The organism is Bacillus mexicanus (assembly GCF_050445615.1).
GTDB lineage: Bacteria > Bacillota > Bacilli > Bacillales > Bacillaceae > Bacillus > Bacillus mexicanus.
In genome coordinates this window covers 521803-542231 of sequence record NZ_JBCEYV010000001.1, presented here as the reverse complement: position 1 = coordinate 542231, position 20429 = coordinate 521803, and the positions used below count along the sequence as shown (strand labels likewise).

The window sequence follows — 20429 nt, the reverse complement described above, 5'->3', positions numbered from 1 at the left end:
TAAAATTTAAATTAAAATAAAATGATATTTATATTAAAGAAATTACCATACTTTCACCCTTTTTTTCAAGCGATTCAGCTTTTCTTTTCATCTTGAAAAAAATCTTTATTAAAGCTTGTCCCCTTTGTTTTGCTCTCCTCTTTTTTTATCCTTGCCCCTTTTTTAATCAATTTGGAGCCGTATTTCTCATTCAGCTTTTCAATCATCTGCTGAATAGGCTCGTCCTTCGCATCTTCATTAAAGCTGAACAAATCAAGCTGCTTATAGGCCTGCTCTTTTTCTACTAAATCCGTTCCGGTAATGCCAAGCAGTCTGACAGGATTTTTATTCCAGTGTTTAAAAAAGAGATGCTCTGCTTCTTTCATAATGTCATTTTTTTGATCAATCGGGTTTCTCAACGTGATGCTTCTCGTAATGGTTTTCCAATCTGCATATCTAATCATAATAAAAAGCTTCGAAGCCATCACTTCTTTACGCTGTAAGCGATCACTCACAGAGGCGGACAGCCTTCTGAAAACCCCTAACAGCTCCTCTTCATCACTGGAATCATGTGAAAGTGTTGATGAGTTGCCGACGCTTTTAAATTCGTAAATGCGCTCCGGGTCAACCGGTGCAAGGTGAATGCCGTTTGCTTTATGTTTAAGGCGCGGCCCATTAATGCCTAGCAGGCGCTTCAGCGAGTGTTCATCAGCTGCAGCTAACTCTCCAATCGTATGAATGGCAAGCCCCTTCAGCTTTTCGGCTGTCTTTTTGCCAACTCCGTGCATCTCTCCCACAGGGAGCGGCCAAAGGATATCAGGGACCTGCCTCTTTCTTAAAATCGTGATGCCAAGCGGCTTTTTCATGTCAGATGCCATCTTAGCGAGAAATTTATTCGGCGCGATTCCTATGCTTGATGGAAGCAGCAGCTCTTTTTGCAGCCTGTTTTGGATTTCTTCTGCCGTTTCAAGCGCACGGCTGCTGTAGGGTGTATCGGTCATGTCCATATACCCTTCATCGATGGAGACAGGCTCTACCAGATCAGTATATTCACGGAGGATGTTAAACATCGCCCTTGAAGAGCTTCTATAGCGATCAAAATTCGGCGGAAGAACGATGAGCTCAGGACAATTGCGCTTCGCTTCCCAAACCGGCATCGTTGTTTTGACACCGCGCGCTCTTGCTTCATAGCTGCATGTCACCACTATGCCCTTTCGCTCCTTTACGTTTCCGGCAACGGCGATAGGCTTCCCTCGGAGTGCCGGGTCATATGCCATTTCTACCGATGCGTAGAAGCTATTCATATCAATATGATAAATAATGCGGCCCTTTCCCGGCATAAACAAATCTCCCTTTTCGTTCATTAGACAACGGCTTGTACATATAGTAAAATGAAGGTATTGAATGGATGTGATTACAATGTTTGTGGAATCGATAAATGACGTTTTATTCTTAGTCGATTTTTTCACAATTATTCTACCGGCTCTGACGGCAATCGGGATTGCATTCCTCTTACGAGAGTGCCGTGCCGGCGAGCAATGGAAATCTAAACGAACAGACGAACATCAGACAGTCTTTCAAATTAACCGAACAGACTTTCTTATTATTATATATCATCGCATTACAACTTGGATACGTAAAGTCTTCCGCATGAATTCGCCTGTGAACGATGACGAAGACGCGAGTTCCCTTCTTTTATAAATCGCATTTATAAAAAGGAGGAGAACAAATTGTTAAAAACGTATCAAAAACTGATAGCTTTAGGAATCTTTGTGTTCGTATTATGTTCTGGCAATGCTGCATTCGCGGCGACGAATCAGGTGGGAGGCCTCAGCAACGTCGGTTTTTTCCACGACTATTTAATCGAACCGTTTTCCGCTCTGCTTAAAGGTGTTGCCGGACTGTTTGGCGGAGAATACGGACTCTCTATTATTTTCGTCACTATTATTGTGCGTGTGGTTGTACTGCCTTTGTTTGTCAATCAGTTCAAAAAACAGCGCATATTTCAAGAGAAAATGGCCGTTATTAAACCTCAGGTTGACAGCATTCAGGCCAACTTAAAAAAGACGAAGGACCCGGAAAAGCAAAAAGAATTGCAAATGGAAATGATGAAGCTGTATCAAGAGCACAATATTAACCCGCTTGCGATGGGCTGTCTTCCAATGCTGATTCAGTCTCCGATTATGATTGGGCTTTATTATGCGATTCGCTCAACACCTGAAATTGCGTCACACTCATTTCTATGGTTCAGTTTAGGGCAATCTGATATTCTCATGTCCCTTAGTGCAGGGATTATGTATTTTGTCCAAGCCTATATCGCTCAAAAGCTGAGCGCGAAATATTCCGCTGTCCCGCAAAACCCTGCGGCACAGCAGTCTGCAAAATTGATGGTGTTCATCTTCCCTGTGATGATGACGATTTTCTCGCTTAATGTACCGGCAGCCCTTCCGCTGTACTGGTTCACAAGCGGGCTGTTCTTGACAGTGCAAAATGTTGTCCTACAGCTGACGCATCATAAAAATAAAAAAGCCGCTGCTCTTACAGAGACGGTGAAATAGCGAAACAACCCCGAGCGAAAAGCCGGGGTTGTTTTTTGTTTTACCTAATCCTTTTCTGTCAGGACTGAAGAGAAAATGGCGGCCCTACAAACAGATGTTTCGTTTAAAAAGAGAGAAACCGGGAATACCTTTACTCATATTAACTGAAAGGAGCATATACGTGACAGAACGCTTTCAGCAAAAAAATATATCTGTGCCTGAAGGAAAGTGGATCATGAGACAAACATGGAATGATGTCTTATTTGCCCACTGGCCTGTTGATTTTTCTATCCTTCGCGCTTTGGTACCTCCAGTTTTAGAATTAGATACATATAACGGACAGGCTTGGGTCAGTATGCTCCCCTTTATGCTTACGAATCTAAGGGCGCGTTTCCTCCCTCCCATTCCCGGTGCGCGTGCTTTTCCCGAGCTTAACCTCCGCACCTATGTCACATATAAAGGCAAGCCCGGGATTTATTTTTTCAGTTTAGATGCTGATCACCGGCCGGCGGTCTTGGGTGCTCGCACGTTCTTTCATTTGCCATATTTTCACGCAGATATGAAAGCTGAGAAAAACGGTGACGGCATTAACTATGTCAGCAAGCGGAGAGACGGCGGGAAAGCCGTATTCCGCGCCGCATACCGGCCTGTTTCAGCCCCTTTTACAGCGGAAGAGCATTCACTCGATTATTGGCTGACAGAACGATATAGGCTCTATACCGCTTATCGCAACAAGCTCTTTTACGAAGACATTCATCATCATCCGTGGCTGCTGCAACATGCCGAGGCGGATATTTCAGTCAATACGGTGGCTGATGCTCATGATCTTACATTGCCAGATTCAGACCCCTTGCTTCATTACGCTAAAAAACAGGATGTGTTATTTTGGCCGCTTCGAAAATGGAGCTAAACGCAAAAAACCCGAATGCGATTTCCCGCACCGGGTTTTCTTTTTTATTTTGCCGCCTCTTCAATAATGGCAACAACCATTTCGGCCGTTTTGACGAGTTCTTCGACCGGCATTTTTTCATTTTTCGTATGAATTTGCTCATAACCGACAGCAAGGTTAACTGTTGGGATGCCATGACCGGCAATTACGTTCGCATCGCTTCCGCCGCCGCTTGTTTGCAGCTCGCTCGGACGTCCGATTTTAGCTGCCGCTTTTTTCGCGATTTCAACAACTTGGTCACCGTCTTTGTATTTAAAGCCCGGGTACATGACTTCAATTTCGACTTCTGCGCGTCCGCCCATTTCGGCAGCAGCCGCTTCAAAAGCAGCTTTCATTTTTTGAACTTGTGCTTCCATTTTCTCAGGAACTAAAGAGCGCGCTTCTGCAAGAATATGGACTTCATCACACACGATGTTTGTTTGTGTACCGCCTTCAAACCGGCCGATGTTCGCTGTTGTTTCTGCATCGATGCGGCCCAATGGCATTTTTGAAATGGCTTTGCTAGCGATTGTAATAGCTGAAATGCCTTTTTCAGGTTCAACCCCTGCGTGTGCAGTTTTTCCGTAAATGGATGCTCTTACCTTTGCCTGTGTCGGTGCTGCCACAATGATATTTCCGACTTTTCCGTCTGAGTCAAGGGCATAGCCGTAGGATGCCGTAATCATAGAACGGTCAAGCGCCTTCGCTCCGATCAGACCTGATTCCTCGCCTACTGTGATGATGAATTCAATCGTGCCGTGTTCAATGTTTTTTTCTTTCAGCACTTTAATTGCTTCAAACATTGCAGCCAGCCCTGCTTTATCATCAGCACCTAAAATCGTCGTGCCATCTGTTTTGACATAGCCTTCCTCAACAACCGGTTTTACGCCGTTTCCAGGTACAACTGTGTCCATATGAGATGTAAAATAGATCGTGTCTGTTTGTTTTGTTCCTTTTAATGTGCAGATCAGGTTACCGGCTCCGTGGCCAGTGATATCCATTGTATCGTCTTCTTTGACGTCCACACCTAAATCAGAAAATTTTCGTTTCAGCACTTTGTTAATTTCTGCTTCGTGTTTTGTTTCTGAGTCAATTTGGACAAGTTCTAAAAATTCTTCCAGCAGGCGTTTTTCATTCACCATTTGTAAGTCCCTCCATATTAAAGCGGTATGTTACCGTGCTTTTTTTTCGGTCTCTCTTCTGTCTTATGTGCAAGCATGCGGAAAGCTTGCATCAGTCTTTTCCTTGATTCTTCCGGCAAAATGATGTCATCGACCATTCCGCAGGCCGCCGCTTTGTATGGGCCCGCGTTTTGCTTTTTGTATTCAGCTGTTTTTTCACGTTTTGCCTTTTGGGGGTCTGCTGAAGCTTTTATTTCCTTTTCGTACAAAATTGATGCCGCGCCTTCTGACCCCATCACTGCGATTTCAGCATTCGGCCACGCAAACACAAGGTCTGCTCCGATTGCTTTGCTGTTCATAGCGACATAAGCGCCGCCGTACGCTTTTCTAATAATGAGTGTGACTTTCGGTACGGTCGCTTCTGCATAAGCAAACAATAATTTTGCTCCGTGTCTGATAATTCCGTTATGCTCCTGCTGAACACCCGGCAGAAATCCCGGGACATCCTCGACAGTTAACAGCGGTATATCAAATGCGTCGCAAAAACGGATGAATCTTGCCGCTTTATCAGCAGCGTCAATCGTCAGGCTGCCTGCCAGATGCTTCGGCTGACTTGCAATAATGCCGACTGTTTTTTCACCCAGCCTGGCAAATCCGATCACAATATTCTTCGCAAAAAACGGCTGAATCTCAAAAAAAGACTGCGGATCAGCCAGCTCCTGAATCACCGTTCGAACATCGTACGGCTTTGTTGTGTCAGCGGGCACGAGATGGTTTAATGACGATTTAGAGGCTTCTTTTTCCGGTAGCGGTGCTGTTGTCTGACCATTCAGCGGCAAATAAGACAGCAGTTTTTTCACTCCTGTCAGAACCTCCTTCTCCGTATGTCCGGAAAAGTGGGCGTTTCCGCTGACGGCATTATGTATTCCCGCTCCGCCTAAGCTCTCCGCATCAATCTGTTCTCCTGTCACTTTTTCAATCACCTTCGGCCCGGTAATAAACATCCGCCCTGTCTGTTCAGCCATAAAAATAAAATCTGTGAGTGCCGGAGAATACACAGCACCACCAGCGCACGGCCCTAAAATAACCGAGATTTGCGGGATAACTCCAGAGTATAAGACATTTCGGTAAAATATGTGACCGTATCCATCTAATGATACCACACCCTCTTGAATTCTCGCACCACCTGAGTCATTCAGCCCGATAATCGGCGCCTTATTTTTTGCCGCCAAATCCATTAGTGCACAGATTTTTTTGGCATGGGTTTCGCCAAGCGCTCCGCCGAACACTGTGAAGTCTTGCGCGAATACATATACGGAGCGGCCGTCAATTGTGCCGTATCCTGTCACAACTCCATCTCCTAAAATACGCTGTTCTCTTGTTAACACTTTGCTTTCCATGAAGGGATAAAGCTCGATAAAGCTGTCCTGATCAAGAAGAAACCTGATCCTTTCCTGAGCGGTAAGTTTTCCCTTTTGCCGCTGTTTGGTCTGCTTTTCATGCCCGCCTCCTTGTTCTGCCTGCCTGCGTCTCGTGTATAAATGATCAATATGCTCATTCATGTTCATTTGTTTTGGTCTCCTTTCAGTTCACAAAGCTCTACAAGCACGCCGTTTGTTTCCTGCGGAGAAAGAAAGGCGATTTTTTTACCATTTGCTCCCTGTCTCGGATACCTATCAATCAATTGAACTTTCCGATCAGACAATGTTTGCAGCTGTTCAGATAAGCCGGTGCACGAAAACGCAACATGATGCAGCCCCTGCCCCTTCTTCTCTAAAAATATATAGACGGGGCTGTCAGGTGTCAACGGCTCTATCAGCTCCAGCTTGACATTTCCCGCCTGAAAAAATGCAACCTTCACCTTTTGCTCTTCTACCGTTTCTTGATGAAGACACACAAGCCCCAATATATCTTCATAAAAGCTTCTTACTTCTTCTATCGAAAAAACGGCTATCCCGATATGGTCAAGCCTGTTCATTTTCATCCCTGCTTTCTAAATAGATATCGCTTGTCCGCCCAATCAAAACGCGCTAAAATATAGTCAGATGATCTAAGGAGTGAAACCATGTCTCAAAAACTAATGAAAAGCGTTTTAATCGTGATTTTGGGCGTTTTTATTCTTTCAACTGTACTCTCAGGAATCATGATGTTTTTCTAACGGTAAAAAAGCAGGCGGCCTTATTGTATGGGAACATCCTGCTTTTTTATCAAAGCTTTATGCTCAATGGCAATTCTCTCAAAAGAGCGGTTGTCGTCCGTAATCAGCACTTTTGTGCCCACCGGAATCGTTCGAAACAAATGAATGACCTCATCGTTATGCATACGTATACAGCCGTTAGACACAAATCCCCCTATTGATTCTTCACGGTTTGTGCCATGAATTCCGTATATCCGCCCGTCTGTTCCTTTTGCGTCAAAGCCAATCCATCTTGCCCCAAGCGGGTTGTCAGGAGATCCTCCTTCTATATTTTTCTTTCTGTAAAAAGGATTCACCGCTTTAACCGTTATTGAAAACTCTCCTTCTGGCGTTAGATCGTCTGTTTTTCCAGTCGCCACGCTGTACACACCCTCTACTTTGCTGTCGAGGATAACAGCCAGTTCGTTTGTTCTCTTGTTGACAATGACATATGGATCGCCTGGCAGCGGGTTTTCGCCAAGCGGCCAAATCGGAGATATCATCATAAAAATCGAACATAAAAAAAACACATCAGCTCCTCCTTTTTCATTAGGTTGACCAATGAAGGAAGAGCTCATGCGAATCATGCAAGTGATTTTTGTGCCTTTATTCCTTTAAAATAACTTTTGATGACTAAATATTGTTCCAATTCGCCGAGCAGATGGAAGAGAGCCGCTCTTGCTTCAAATTCCTCTCTGGTCTCTGGAAGCGGCATCTCCTCAAATTCCTTTCTCATATCAGCAAGTCTTTTTAGAAATATGTATGCCGTATTTCCCGGGTGTATCGCTTCCCGCAAATCGTGAATAAATTCAGCGATCATTTTTCCCTGCTCCACCGTAATAGAGATAGAAGTTACTTTAGGGAGAAGACGTTCAATAATTTCAAATTGTTTTTCTCTCATTTTAAAATAATGATAATGTGAATTTTCGTAACGCAGAATGTGGTTTTGCACATCTCGGTATGCCAGATTTTTTGCCTCTGTGAGGAGCTGGTGCGTTTCGGTAATTTCTTTTCCGGTCCAATCTTGCTCACTCGTTAACAAATACCGCTCTATTTCTGCGAAAATCACAGCAAAGTTATCTTCTACCTTTTTGCGATAGGCAATCAGCTTTCTGTCAAGGCTTGGCATATACAAGTTCATCAATAGAGCGACACCGATGCCAACTGTAATCAACTGAAACTCATTCCAGATGAAAGCAAGCGTAATACCGCCGGACATGTACAAGTGAAGGATAATAACAGAACTAGTGACAATTCCTTCGTTAATTTTTAACAGAACCGTAATCGGAATGAATATCAAAAGAAGGGCTCCGATCACAAACGGATGATAGCCAATCAGCTCGAAAAAGAGATAAGAAAAAAGAATTGCCAGGCAGCATGCGGCAAAGCGGGCCCATGACGCCTGAAGCGACCGTTTTTGTGTGATTTGAATGCACAAAATGGTGATAATTCCTGCTGATGCGAAGTTTTGCAAATGCAAAAGCTGGCTTATATAAATAGCCAAAGCTGTTCCAAGCGCGGTCTTTATTGTGCGGTAACCAATTTTAAACATGTCGTACTCCATTTCTATTTGTTTCTTCAATAAAAAAGAAGAAGCGATCAGACTTCTTCTTTTTTCTATATTCTATAATATTTTCTCTAAAAAGTCCTGCGCTCTTTTGGATTTTGGCGAAAGAAAAAATTCTTTCGGATTGCCATCCTCGACAATCGTTCCTTGGTCCATAAACAGGACACGGTCAGCCACTTCCTTTGCGAAGCCCATTTCATGTGTGACAATCACCATCGTCATACCGGTTTCAACCAGCTCTTTCATTACCTGGAGCACTTCTTTGACCATTTCTGGGTCAAGTGCAGAAGTCGGTTCATCAAACAGCATAACCTCCGGATTCATCGCAAGTGCCCGGGCGATGGCCACACGCTGCTTTTGTCCGCCTGATAAACGGTTTGGATAGTCGTTTTTCTTTTCAAAAAGGCCAACTTTGCGGAGCAGCTCTTCTGCTTTTTCTTTTGCAGCCTGCTTTGATTCTTTTTTTACATTAACAGGCGCGTACATGATATTTTCGAGAACGGTTTTGTGCGGAAAGAGGTGAAAATGCTGAAAAACCATCCCGATGTTTTCCCGGACCTTTAATGTGTTGGTTTTCGGCTTCGTAATCTCTTTGTCTTTGATTGTAATGGTTCCGCCGTTAGGCTTCTCCAACAGGTTTAAACAGCGAAGGAATGTTGATTTGCCTGAACCAGAAGGGCCGATTATGGCAACAACCTCACCTTCAGCAATTGTTGTTGATATATTTTGTAATACTTCGTGTTTCCCAAATGATTTTGACAGCTTTTCAACCTTAATCATTGGATTTCAGCTTCCTTTCTACAGCCTTGCCGATAAACGTTAAAATCAAGACAAGCACATAATAAATCAATCCGGCGATAATAAGCGGCTCAAGATAATTGTAAGTGGCGGCGCCAGCTTGATATGCGCGTCTCATGACATCACCAAGCCCAATGACAGTGACGATCGCCGATTCTTTTGTTAGTGTAATTAATTCATTCATAATGGCGGGTGAAATATTTTTGAAGGCCTGCGGCAGCAGCAGATCCTTCATCATTTTTCCATATGGGACACCGAGTGCAACAGCCGCCTCTTTTTGTCCTTTATCAATGGCATTGATGCCGGCTCTGATAATTTCCGATACATATGCGGCAGAATTCAATGACAATGCGGCAACCGCCGCCCAAAACTGATCAATTTGAAATCCGATCAGCTGAGGAAGTCCGAAATACACGATCATAAGCTGCAGCACTAACGGCGTTCCGCGGAACACCGAAGTATAAAAATCAGCGATCCAGCTGAGCGGTCGGAACGTGCTGATCTTGAATAAACTTAGCACAATACCTAGTATAAGTCCGATAATGGCTGATACAATGACAATTTTCAACGTAATAGCCAAGCCTTCTAATATAAAAGGAATTTGGGGGATTGTTGCTGAAAAATCCAAATTCATAGCCTTTGTCTCCTTTTCTTACAGGAAAAAAGATTTCCTATTCAATAAAAAGGCTCAACGAAAAAGTTGAGCCGCTTTTTTACTTCTGGCCAGTGAACCATTTTTTCTTCAATTTTTCGAGCTCTCCGTTGTCTTTCATTTCTTTGAGCGCTTTATTGAATTTGTCTGTCAGTTCACTGTCCTTTCTGAAAGCAATCGCTGAACCGGCTTCCTCCGCTTTCGCATCAGGAATCACGAAGCCTTGCAAGTCGTCATTTGATTTGAAATACCCTTCCGCTACCATGTCTTCGATAATGGCGGCGTCAAAGCGGTCAGATTTGATTTCCTGCACTAAATCAGAAATTCTGTTGCGGTCTTCTGTCTTAAAGTCATATTCCGGAGAAAGTTCTTTCCCCTTCTCTTCCTGAATAGAGCCAAGCTGAACACCGACTGTTTTTCCTTTCAGGTCTTCCAGAGATGTAATGCCGCTGTCTTTTTTGCTGACAATCATATGGTTCGCTGTGTAGTACACATCGGAAAAGTCAACTTGTTTTTTACGCTCAGGCGTCGGTGTCATACCTGACAGTACGATATCCACCTGTTTTGATTTCAGTGCTGTGATTAAGCTGTTGAAGTCCATATCCTGCACTTCAATTTCGTAGCCCGCCTTCTTCGCAAGCGCTTTTGCCAAATCTACATCAAAGCCGACAATATTGTCGTCTTCTTTATATTCAAACGGTTTGTAATCCGCCGAAGTGCCCATAATTATTTTTTTCTTGCCGTCAGCTGAGCCGGAGTTGCTTGACCCGCAAGCGGATAACGCTAAAGTGATACAGGCAGCTACAAGTAATAAGAGCCATTTTTTCATGATTCATTTCCCCCATATTCATTACTTTTGGTGTATTTGAATATTTATTCGTTAATATGTATTTTAAACAGTTTCTTATTTTTATGCAATACTATTTTTAAAAATTATTTATAAGCTTATTTTACCAGCAATCTCTTTTTGATATGATGAGATAAAAACAGATTCACTGTATACCCAAATGTATAATATTTTAATATTTATTCATATCTCTTTGGCATTTTATGCACAAAAAACCCGGAGCCGCTTAGGCATCCGGGTGTTGGTCTTATACTTCTTCACAATATTCTTCAAAGGCTTCTTGCAGCTTTGCCACAACAGCCATTGGTTCATGGCCCTCAATTTCGTGGCGTTCCACCATTTTCATGATTTTTCCGTCTTTCAAAATCGCAAAGGACGGAGAAGATGGCGGGTATCCTTCAAAATAGTCGCGCGCGCGCGCTGTCGCTTCTTTATCCTGTCCGGCAAAAACAGTAACGAGCTGATCAGGTCTTTTATCATAGTGAACGGAATGGTATGCAGCCGGTCGTGCAATTCCGCCTGCGCATCCGCAAACAGAGTTTACCATAACCAATGTCGTTCCCTTCTTCGTAAGTGCCGCATCTACCTCATCAGCGGTTTTCAGCTCAGTATATCCGGCAGCAGCAATTTCTTGTCTCGCTTGGCGGACAATATCATTCATAAATAAATTAAAGTCCATGTTCAATGAAGACCTCTCCTTTTTCATCATCTGTTCTTATGATAGCAAGGAAACGTCCGGATCGGCAAATAACATTGCTTGGCCTTACACTTTTTTTGGCCTTCGTTTACAGCTTACAGAAAAAGGGGATAGTATAACCAGATGTAAAAAAAGGAGCCGTTTTGTATGAGCCAAAGGAAAACATTATTAATCCATAACGGAAATGCCGGAAACAAAAATATAGAAAAGGCACTGGGTGCTGTAGTGCCGGTTTTATCGCAATCTTTTGATGAGGTCATCATTAAACAAACAAAGAAAAAGGATGATGCGTATTATTTTTGCCAATCCATTGATGATTCTGTTGATACCGTCTTTATTCTTGGCGGCGACGGCACAGTTCACCAATGCATAAACGCCATCAGTGTTTTAGAACGAAAACCCGCGGTCGGAATTTTGCCCGGCGGCACATGCAATGACTTTTCAAGAATGCTGGGCATCCCTCAAAATCTCGCAAAGGCTGCGGAAGCACTCGTATCAGGAAAAAAAACAAGTGTAGATGTATGTCAAATGAACGATCGTTATTTTTTAAACTTTTGGGGGATCGGCCTGATTACAGAAACATCGAATCAAATTAACGAAGCGGAAAAAGCTTTATTAGGGAAAATCAGTTATTTTACAAGTGCATTGCGGACCGTCTCATCTGCTGAATCGTTTTCGATGACCTTAAAAATCGATGGGGAAGAAAGAAAAGAAGAAGCTGTTATGCTGCTTGTCATGAATGGACAATACATTGGAACGAATCGAATCCACCTGCCGGATGCTAGTATAAAAGACGGCTTACTCGATGTCCTCATTTGCCGCAGCACCAACCTTTCTGCATTACGGGAGCTCATAAGCTTGGAACAGGACACAGCTGATCGCTTCACCGGAGAGCTGTCCTATATTCAGGCCTCCCGTATCGAAATTGAAACAGACACTGTTAAAAAAGCGGATACAGATGGAGAAGTTTATACTCAAACGCCTGCGGTGATTCAAGTACTGCCGGGACATATTGATATGCTGGTCCCACGTGGCGAATAAGGATCGAATACTGTTAGAAAGATGTTGTAAATCCGTTGACTCTCCCCTAAGAGGAGGCTTTACAGTATAAAAGATACACTTTCGAAAAAAGGGGAAGTCACATGGAGAAACAAAATATGACCCTGACAATACTATTAATCAATTTATTTATTGCGTTTTTGGGGATCGGACTTGTCATCCCGGTCACACCTACCATTATGAATGAATTGCATTTATCAGGTACCGCGGTCGGTTATATGGTGGCCTGCTTTGCTGTTACACAGCTCATCATTTCACCAATAGGCGGGAGATGGGTCGACCGTTTCGGACGTAAAATCATGATCGTAATCGGTCTGTTGTTCTTTAGTGTTTCAGAGTTCTTATTCGCCATCGGGAACACAGTTGAAGTTTTATTTATTTCCCGTATGCTTGGGGGAGTCAGCGCTGCTTTTATTATGCCTGGGGTCACGGCTTTTATTGCGGATATCACAACCATTAAAACGCGGCCGAAAGCGCTCGGTTATATGTCAGCCGCTATTTCAACAGGCTTTATTATCGGTCCGGGCATCGGAGGGTTTTTAGCTGAGATCTACTCCCGCCTGCCTTTTTTCTTTGCGGCGGCTTTTGCCTTGCTGGCATCCATTTTATCAATGCTTTTGCTCCGCGAACCGGAACGAAACCCTGAGAATCAAGAATTACAGGGCCAAAAGAAAGGCTTTAAACGGATTTTTGCACCTATGTATTTCATCGCCTTTCTTATTATCCTGATTTCATCTTTTGGTTTAGCGTCATTTGAATCGTTATTTGCGTTATTCGTTGATCATAAATACGGATTTACAGCCAGTGACATTGCCATTATGGTAACAGGCGGAGCGATTGTTGGCGCCATCGCGCAGGTCGTCTTATTCGACCGCTTTACAAGATGGTTTGGTGAAATCCATCTCATTCGGTATAGCTTAATTCTCTCGACGAGTCTTGTATTTTTAATGACAATCGTACATTCTTACATTGCGATTCTATTTGTTACAGTCACCGTATTTGTCGGATTTGATCTCATGCGGCCGGCGATAACGACTTATCTGTCAAAGATGGCGGGAAATGAACAGGGATTTGCCGGCGGAATGAATTCAATGTTTACAAGTATCGGCAATGTCTTCGGTCCTATTATCGGCGGAATGCTGTTTGATGTCGATGTAAACTACCCATTCTACTTTGCAACGGCTGCCTTAGCCGTAGGCATTGCGCTGACTATAGCGTGGAAAGCGCCTGCACATCTCAAAACCAGCACATAAATAAGAAGCGTGTTCTTTTGTATACTGCAAAGAATGCGCTTTTTATTTATACTGATCATAGAAGGAGTGATGACATGGAGGAATCGTATTACACCATTGGAGACGTTTCAAAACTGGCAAACGTGTCGATTAAAGCGCTCCGCTACTACGATAAAATTGATTTATTTAAACCTGCCTACGTCGACCCGGATACCAGCTACCGCTATTATTCAGATTCTCAGCTTATTCATCTGGATTTGATCAAATCATTAAAATATATCGGCACACCTTTAGAAGAGATGAAAAAGGCACAGGACTTAGAGATGGAAGAACTGTTTGCTTTTTATACAGAGCAGGAGAAGCAAATCAGGGAGAAATTAGATTTTTTATCAACATTGAAAAAAACCATTTCACTGGTGAAAAAGCGGATGAAACGTCAGATGGAGTACCCCGCGAACGGTGAGGTGTATATTTTAGATGAAGAAGAAACCCGAATCATTCAGACAGAGGCTGGCGGGGTCGGACCTGAAAACGTGCTCAACGCCTCCTACAGCAAACTAAAACAATTTATCGAATCAACAGATGGATTTACGAATAATAGCTACGGTGCTACTTTCTCATTTCAGCCATATACCAGCATTGATGAAATGACATACCGTCATATCTTTACGCCTGTATTGACAAACAAACAAATTTCTTCCATTACGCCAGATATGGAAATCACCACGATTCCTAAAGGAAGGTATGTTTGTATCGCGTATCATTTTTCACCAGAGCATTATTTTCTCAACTTACAGAAGCTTATCAAGTATATTATAGACCGCCAATTAACTGTGATCAGTGATGTTTACGAATTAATTATACCGATCCATTACTCACCCAAAAAACAAGATGAATATCGAGTCGAAATGAAAATCCGAATCGCTGAATCAGACGCATAAAAAAAGAGCATTCTTTGAAATTATGTTTCAAAAAATGCTCTTTTGCTTATTAGTAAACAGATGTTTTCTCATCAATCGATTCTAAAATTTGTTTCACGCGACCGAGGAATCTCCCGCACACAAGGCCGTCAAGCACGCGATGATCCAAGGACAAGCACAGATTGACCATATCTCTGACAGCAATCATGCCATGATCCATGACAACCGGGCGTTTGACAATGGATTCCACTTGAAGAATCGCAGCCTGAGGATAATTGATGATGCCCATCGACTGAACAGATCCAAACGAACCAGTATTGTTGACGGTAAATGTTCCTCCCTGCATGTCATCTGCTGAGAGTTTTCCATCTCTTGCTTTTTTGGCAAGCTCAGTAATTTCTCTCGCAATGCCTTTAATTGTTTTTTCATCCGCGTTTTTAATCACCGGAACAAATAAAGAATCCTCTGTCGCAACGGCGATTGAAAGATTGATATCTTTTTTCTGAATGATGTTGTCGCCCGCCCACATGCTATTCATTTGCGGAAATTCTTTTAACGCCTGAGCGACAGCTTTTACGAAAAAGGCGAAAAACGTGACATTAAAGCCTTCTGTCTTCTTGAAGGAATCTTTAATGCTGTTGCGGTATGCCACCATATTTGTGACGTCTACTTCCATCATCGTCCAAGCATGCGGAATTTCCGTTTTGCTGCGTTTCATATTGGAAGCAATTGCTTTTCTTACGGCTGTAACAGGGATTTTTTTATCTCCGGCAGCAGATGCAGGATATGAAATCTCTTCTTTCCGCTCCGGCTTTGGTGCTGACTCTGCATTTGGCGCTTCTGTTTTCAGCTCCTCACGTCGTTCTTGCATGCCGCCGGTTTCAATGATGCGCTGAATATCTTTTCGCGTAATGCGGCCGCCGGCACCTGTTCCTGTCACTTGGTCCAGATCAATATCGTGTTCACCCGCCAAACGAAGTACAGCTGGCGAGTAGCGCTTTTTATTCGGTTGACTGGCAGCTTCGGCGCTGCTTTCTGCTGCAGGTGTCTCAGCTTCTGATGATGATCTCGGCTGCTCTTGTTTTTGTTCAGCCGGATTCGCGCCTTCTATTTCAATTTTGCAAATGATTTCCCCTACTTGCAGTGTCTGTCCTTCTTCCCCCACAAGCTCTGTTATCGTTCCGGTAAAAGAAGACGGAACCTCTGCATTCACTTTATCTGTCATAACTTCCGCAATTGGATCATATTTGTTCACTTTATCACCGGGGGCAACAAGCCATTTGCTGATCGTCCCCTCTGTCACGCTTTCTCCAAGCTGCGGCATCGTCATTTGTTCTATTGCCATGATCGTATCCTCCTTACGTCTTTAAAACTCCGCTAATTCTCTCATCGCCGCTTCCACTTTATCAGGGTTGACCATAAAGTATTTTTCCATTGTCGGCGCATAAGACATAGCCGGAATATCAGGACCTGCAAGCCGTTTGATCGGCGCGTCTAAATCGAACAGACAATGCTCGGATATAATGGCGGCTACCTCGCTCATGATGCTTCCTTCTTTTGTATCCTCTGTGACTAAAAGGACCTTACCGGTTTTGGACGCGGCTTCGATGATTGCTTCTTTATCGAGCGGATAAACCGTTCTTAAATCCACTATATGTACAGAGATGCCATCTTTTTCGAGACGCTCTGCAGCCTGTAATGCGAAGTGGACACACAAACCGTATGTGATCACTGTGATATCTTCGCCTTCCCGCTTTACATCAGCCTTGCCGATCGGCAGAACATAATCATCAGCCGGGACCTCTCCTTTTATCAGACGGTACGCGCGTTTGTGCTCAAAAAACAGAACCGGATCTTCGTCACGAACTGCGGCCTTTAAGAGTCCTTTCGCTTCATATGGCGTTGAAGGCATCACAATTTTCAGTCCGGGCTGATTAGCAAAAATCGCTTCGACTGACTGAGAATGATAAAGGGCTCCATGTACGCCTCCCCCATATGGCGCTCTAACGACAATCGGACAGCTCCAGTCATTGTTGCTGCGGTAGCGGATTTTAGCAGCCTCGGAAATAATCTGGTTGACCGCCGGCATAATAAAATCAGCAAACTGCATTTCGGCAATCGGCCTCATACCGTACATAGCAGCTCCGATACCGACTCCAGCGATCGCTGATTCGGCAAGCGGCGTATCCAACACTCGCTCTTCTCCGAATTGTTCGTATAGTCCGGCTGTGGCTTTAAATACACCGCCTTTTCTTCCTACATCTTCCCCAAGGACGAAAACGCGAGGATCTCGTTCCATTTCTTCTTTCATCGCCAAATTGATTGCATCAATATATGACATTACTGACATTGTTCTTCCTCCCTACTTCGCATACACATAATCAAGCGCTGACTCAGGAGCTGCATAAGGGGCGTTCTCCGCTTCATCCGTCGCTTCATTTACGATTGCCATGATTTCATCCAGCATGGTTTGTTCTGTCTCATCAGACAGCAGGCCTATTTCTTTTAAGTACGCTTGATAAGTAAGCAGGGGATCGCTTTTTTTTGCTTCCTCTACTTCCTCACGGCCTCTGTAGCTGCTGTCATCGTCATCGCTGGAATGCGGTGTAAGGCGATAAGAAATGGTTTCAATTAATGTCGGGCCTTCACCGCTGCGCGCTCGTTCACGCGCTTCTTTGACCGCTTGATACACTTCCAGCGGGTCATTTCCATTTACGGTTACGCCAGGCATTCCATAGCCTACGGCACGGTCGGAAATGTTCTCACATGCGACTTGCTTATCGTAAGGCACTGAAATTGCGTATTTGTTGTTTTCACACATGAAAATGACCGGCAGCTTATGGACAGCGGCAAAGTTTGCTCCTTCATGGAAATCCCCTTGGTTAGAAGACCCTTCTCCAAATGTGACAAAAGCAGCAATATCCTTTTTCTCCATACGCCCCGCCAGCGCGATGCCGACTGCGTGCGGCACTTGCGTAGTGACCGGAGATGATCCTGTCACGATCCGGTTTTCCTTTTGACCGAAATGTCCCGGCATCTGGCGGCCCCCTGAATTCGGATCTGCTGCTTTAGCAAACCCAGACATCATTAAATCCTTTGCTGTCATGCCAAATGCCAGCACGACACCTAAGTCTCTGTAATACGGAAGTACATAATCCATCTCACGGTCAAGAGCAAAGGCAGCCCCTACCTGCGCTGCTTCCTGTCCTTGACAAGAGATTACGAACGGGATTTTACCTGAGCGGTTTAACAGCCACATTCTCTCATCGATTTTTCTTGCTAACAGCATGGTTTTATACATATCAACGGCTTCCTGATCAGTCAGCCCTAGTGCTTGATGTCGGTTTGTACTCATTCAAGCCCCTCCTTTATGCTTTTAAAAATGAATGGCTTTGCCGTCTGCGGCGAGCGCTGCTTCTCCAATCGCTTCTGAAAGCGTTGGGTGCGGATGAATCGTTTGCCCGATCTCCCACGGTGTCGCGTCCAACACTTTGGCAAGGCCTGCTTCTGAAATCATGTCGGTGACATGCGGGCCGATCATATGCACGCCAAGGATATCATCGGTATCACGATCAGCCACGATTTTTACAAACCCGTCGCTTTCTCCGTATACAAGCGCTTTTCCAATGGCCATAAACGGGAACTTGCCGATTTTGACATTATGGCCTTTCTCCTTTGCCTCATCTTCTGTTAAGCCGACACTGGCAGCTTCAGGGCTTGAGTAGATGCACTTCGGTACAAGCGCTGGATCAAGAGGATGCGGATTGAGGCCTGCAAAGTGCTCAACGGCCATGATTCCTTCATGTGAGGCAACGTGGGCTAACTGAAGACCCCCGATTACATCTCCGATTGCATAAATATGAGATTCCTTCGTTTGGCAGCTTTCATTGACTGAAATAACACCGTTTTCAGTAACAATATCGGTGTTTTCGATGCCGATTCCTTCGATATTTGCCTGTCGCCCGATGGAAACGAGCATTTTTTCAGCAGAGAAAGTAATGGTTTCTCCGTCTTTTTCCGCTAGTATGCTGATGTCCTCTGACGTTTTTGTGACTGAGTCAGGCAGCACTTTTGCCCCTGTAACGAACTGGATGCCTTTTTTCGTCAGAAGACTTTCCATTTCTTTAGAAATGTCCTGATCCTCAGTTGGTAAGATGCGGTTCGCATATTCAATAACCGTTACCTTCACGCCAAAATCATGAAGCATAGACGCCCATTCGATACCGATAACGCCTCCGCCGACAATGATGATCGATTTTGGCAGCTTTTCCATTTGAAGAGCCTCATCTGAAGTCAATACATGTTTGCCGTCCGCTTCAAGACCCGGAAGCATTTTTGGCCTTGACCCTGTTGCAATGATGACTTGTTTCGGGATCAGCATGTCATTTTCTTCGCCATTTCCCCGCTCCACAGAAATTGTCCCCGGCAGCGGAGAGAAGATAGATGGCCCGAGTATACGGCCATAGCCGGAATACACGTCGATTTTTCCTTTTTTCATTAAATGACTCACACCGGCCGCAAGCTTATCAACAACGGCTTGCTTACGCTGCTGCACTTTTTCAAAGTTGAGGGATACACCAGCCGTTTCCACTCCGAATTGACCGGCTTCACGAGCTGTCCGGTATACCTCTGCGCTTCTAAGCAGCGCTTTACTCGGAATACAGCCTTTATGCAGACATGTTCCTCCGAGATTTTCCTTTTCTACAACGGCTGTTTTTAAGCCGAGCTGAGCGGCTCTGATGGCCGCAACATAACCGCCGGTACCGCCGCCCAGAATGACTACATCATACTCAGTTGCCATGGTGACTCACTCCTCGTCTGTCTATTCAATACGATATTGTTTAGATTGCTCTTCGCCCAGCAATACCCTGAGTGCTCCTTGAGCCAGAGACTGCAATTCATTTTCTCCCGGATAGACGAAAACATCTGAAATCCAATCTATGTATGATCTGATATTAGAAACAAAGCTTTTGCCATACGCAAGTCCTCCCGTCAGCACAATCGCTTCCACTTCACCTTTTAAAACAGCACTGGCTGCCCCGATTTCCTTTGCTATTTGATATGCCATGGCATCAAATATGAAACGGGCTTTTTCATCGCCCCCCTGAATCATTTGTGCCACTTTTTCTGCGTCATTCGTACCGAGATAACCGAAAAGCCCGCCTGTGCCCACCAATTTTTTCACCATTTCTTCTCTTTCATACTGTCCTGAAAAACATAAATCGACAAGGTCTCCTGCAGGCACTGTTCCTGCACGCTCAGGACTGAATGGCCCTTCTCCGTGAAGTCCGTTATTCACATCGACCACCCGCCCGCGGTCATGGACGCCAATCGTAATGCCGCCGCCCATATGGGTCACAATCATTTTCGTATTCTCGTATCGTTTGCCGAGAGAGGCTGCCGCCTTACGGGCGACAGCTTTTTGGTTTAACGCATGGAAAATGCTTTTCCGTTCAATCTCAGGCATACCTGAGATTTTTGCGAGCTCTGACATTTCATCTACGACGACAGGATCGACGATATATGAAGGGATATTCAGGCCGTCAGCGATTTCCCGCGCGATAATGCCGCCGAGGTTAGAAGCATGCTGGCCGGCATAGCCGCTTTTCAAGTCCTCAATCATCTCATCGTTCACTTCGTAAGTTCCGCCTTCAATCGGCCGGATAAGGCCGCCTCTGGCACAGACTGCATCAAACTTTGAGATATTGATTCCCTGTTCATGAAGCGTTTCGAGAATATGGTGTTTTCGAAATTCATACTGATCAATAATTTGGTCAAATTGCTGTAGCTCTTCAATGTCGTGTCTCAATGTTTTTTCAAAAATGCTCCGTTCGTTATGAAAAACACCGATTTTCGTTGAAGTTGAGCCTGGATTAATTGTGAGAACGCGCTTTTCGTCATATAGCACTTCCATAA

The 20429-nt window shown here is 44.3% G+C and carries 21 protein-coding genes and 1 pseudogene; 7 read left to right on the top strand and 15 right to left on the bottom strand.

The genetic code is table 11. From position 1 onward, the window contains the following. Nucleotides 1-74 precede the first annotated feature (74 nt). Complete coding sequence (locus tag AAGG74_RS02955) at nt 75-1319, bottom strand: DNA polymerase IV (protein ID WP_162102508.1); 1245 nt, start codon at nt 1317-1319, stop codon at nt 75-77. Nucleotides 1320-1392: 73 nt separating this feature from the next. Here AAGG74_RS02955 and mifM point away from each other — a divergent pair, with 73 nt between their 5' ends. The 3 genes from mifM to AAGG74_RS02940 all read left to right on the top strand — a co-directional run bounded on the left by mifM (nt 1393) and on the right by AAGG74_RS02940 (nt 3426). After that, nucleotides 1393-1680, top strand: a complete 288-nt coding sequence (mifM, locus tag AAGG74_RS02950) for a membrane protein insertion/folding monitor MifM (RefSeq protein ID WP_075746683.1) — start codon at nt 1393-1395, stop codon at nt 1678-1680. 29 nt (nt 1681-1709) lie between these two features. Further along, nucleotides 1710-2537 (top strand): membrane protein insertase YidC, encoded by an 828-nt coding sequence (locus tag AAGG74_RS02945; RefSeq protein ID WP_162102507.1) that lies wholly within the window; start codon nt 1710-1712, stop codon nt 2535-2537. A 160-nt stretch (nt 2538-2697) separates the two neighbouring features. Beyond that, complete coding sequence (locus AAGG74_RS02940) at nt 2698-3426, top strand: YqjF family protein (protein ID WP_429674481.1); 729 nt, start codon at nt 2698-2700, stop codon at nt 3424-3426. A gap of 44 nt (nt 3427-3470) precedes the next feature. Here the strand turns inward: AAGG74_RS02940 and AAGG74_RS02935 are convergent, their stop codons facing one another. The 3 genes and pseudogenes from AAGG74_RS02935 to mce all read right to left on the bottom strand — a co-directional run bounded on the left by AAGG74_RS02935 (nt 3471) and on the right by mce (nt 6543). Beyond that, a complete protein-coding gene (locus AAGG74_RS02935; protein WP_429674479.1) occupies nt 3471-4586 on the bottom strand; it encodes a M20/M25/M40 family metallo-hydrolase in 1116 nt (371 codons plus the stop codon). Between the two features lie 17 nt (nt 4587-4603). Further along, nucleotides 4604-6127, bottom strand: coding sequence for an acyl-CoA carboxylase subunit beta (locus tag AAGG74_RS02930; RefSeq protein ID WP_429675230.1), 1524 nt, complete (start codon nt 6125-6127; stop codon nt 4604-4606). After that, nucleotides 6120-6543 (bottom strand): annotated as a pseudogene (gene mce / locus AAGG74_RS02925) (methylmalonyl-CoA epimerase). Before mce ends, AAGG74_RS02930 begins: the two are co-directional and overlap by 8 nt. 87 nt (nt 6544-6630) lie before the next feature. On the opposite strand from mce, the gene prli42 reads away from it, so the two are divergent. Further along, complete coding sequence (prli42, locus tag AAGG74_RS02920) at nt 6631-6723, top strand: stressosome-associated protein Prli42 (protein WP_162102503.1); 93 nt, start codon at nt 6631-6633, stop codon at nt 6721-6723. Between the two features lie 20 nt (nt 6724-6743). Here prli42 and AAGG74_RS02915 read toward each other — a convergent pair whose 3' ends face one another. The 6 genes from AAGG74_RS02915 to brxB all read right to left on the bottom strand — a co-directional run bounded on the left by AAGG74_RS02915 (nt 6744) and on the right by brxB (nt 11290). Continuing rightward, nucleotides 6744-7247, bottom strand: coding sequence for a L,D-transpeptidase (locus tag AAGG74_RS02915; RefSeq protein WP_429675229.1), 504 nt, complete (start codon nt 7245-7247; stop codon nt 6744-6746). Between the two features lie 77 nt (nt 7248-7324). Next, the gene (locus AAGG74_RS02910; protein WP_162102501.1) at nt 7325-8293 is read right to left on the bottom strand and encodes an aromatic acid exporter family protein; all 969 of its coding nucleotides are present in this window, start codon (nt 8291-8293) and stop codon (nt 7325-7327) included. Nucleotides 8294-8365: 72 nt separating this feature from the next. Beyond that, nucleotides 8366-9088: an arginine ABC transporter ATP-binding protein ArtM gene (gene artM, locus AAGG74_RS02905; protein ID WP_225493768.1), complete on the bottom strand. Its 723-nt coding sequence runs from the start codon at nt 9086-9088 to the stop codon at nt 8366-8368. Then, nucleotides 9081-9740: an arginine ABC transporter permease ArtQ gene (artQ, locus tag AAGG74_RS02900; protein ID WP_162102499.1), complete on the bottom strand. Its 660-nt coding sequence runs from the start codon at nt 9738-9740 to the stop codon at nt 9081-9083. The genes artM and artQ overlap by 8 nt, the downstream gene beginning before the upstream one ends. Nucleotides 9741-9819: 79 nt before the next feature. Further along, a complete protein-coding gene (gene artP / locus AAGG74_RS02895; RefSeq protein ID WP_429674478.1) occupies nt 9820-10587 on the bottom strand; it encodes an arginine ABC transporter substrate-binding protein ArtP in 768 nt (255 codons plus the stop codon). 265 nt (nt 10588-10852) lie between these two features. After that, the gene (gene brxB / locus AAGG74_RS02890) at nt 10853-11290 is read right to left on the bottom strand and encodes a bacilliredoxin BrxB (protein WP_162102497.1); all 438 of its coding nucleotides are present in this window, start codon (nt 11288-11290) and stop codon (nt 10853-10855) included. A gap of 159 nt (nt 11291-11449) precedes the next feature. Between brxB and AAGG74_RS02885 the strand changes: the two genes are divergently transcribed. From AAGG74_RS02885 to AAGG74_RS02875, 3 genes are all read left to right on the top strand, one after another. Continuing rightward, the gene (locus AAGG74_RS02885; protein WP_429674477.1) at nt 11450-12343 is read left to right on the top strand and encodes a YegS/Rv2252/BmrU family lipid kinase; all 894 of its coding nucleotides are present in this window, start codon (nt 11450-11452) and stop codon (nt 12341-12343) included. 101 nt (nt 12344-12444) lie between these two features. Then, entirely contained in the window at nt 12445-13614 is a 1170-nt protein-coding gene (gene bmr / locus AAGG74_RS02880) for a multidrug efflux MFS transporter Bmr (protein ID WP_162102495.1), read from the top strand. Nucleotides 13615-13688: 74 nt separating this feature from the next. Then, nucleotides 13689-14534: a MerR family transcriptional regulator gene (locus AAGG74_RS02875; RefSeq protein ID WP_225493766.1), complete on the top strand. Its 846-nt coding sequence runs from the start codon at nt 13689-13691 to the stop codon at nt 14532-14534. A gap of 49 nt (nt 14535-14583) precedes the next feature. On the opposite strand, the gene AAGG74_RS02870 is transcribed toward AAGG74_RS02875, so the two are convergent. Genes AAGG74_RS02870 through buk form a run of 5 tightly spaced genes read right to left on the bottom strand, consistent with a single transcriptional unit; the run spans nt 14584 to nt 20427 of the window. Then, a complete protein-coding gene (locus tag AAGG74_RS02870; protein ID WP_429674476.1) occupies nt 14584-15858 on the bottom strand; it encodes a dihydrolipoamide acetyltransferase family protein in 1275 nt (424 codons plus the stop codon). A gap of 21 nt (nt 15859-15879) precedes the next feature. Beyond that, nucleotides 15880-16863, bottom strand: a complete 984-nt coding sequence (bfmBAB, locus tag AAGG74_RS02865) for a 3-methyl-2-oxobutanoate dehydrogenase subunit beta (protein ID WP_162102492.1) — start codon at nt 16861-16863, stop codon at nt 15880-15882. 12 nt (nt 16864-16875) lie between these two features. Beyond that, a complete protein-coding gene (gene bfmBAA, locus AAGG74_RS02860) occupies nt 16876-17868 on the bottom strand; it encodes a 3-methyl-2-oxobutanoate dehydrogenase subunit alpha (protein WP_162102491.1) in 993 nt (330 codons plus the stop codon). 21 nt (nt 17869-17889) lie between these two features. Then, nucleotides 17890-19314 (bottom strand): dihydrolipoyl dehydrogenase, encoded by a 1425-nt coding sequence (lpdA, locus tag AAGG74_RS02855; protein ID WP_429674475.1) that lies wholly within the window; start codon nt 19312-19314, stop codon nt 17890-17892. A 21-nt stretch (nt 19315-19335) separates the two neighbouring features. Next, nucleotides 19336-20427: a butyrate kinase gene (gene buk, locus AAGG74_RS02850; protein WP_429674474.1), complete on the bottom strand. Its 1092-nt coding sequence runs from the start codon at nt 20425-20427 to the stop codon at nt 19336-19338. Nucleotides 20428-20429: the final 2 nt, after the last annotated feature.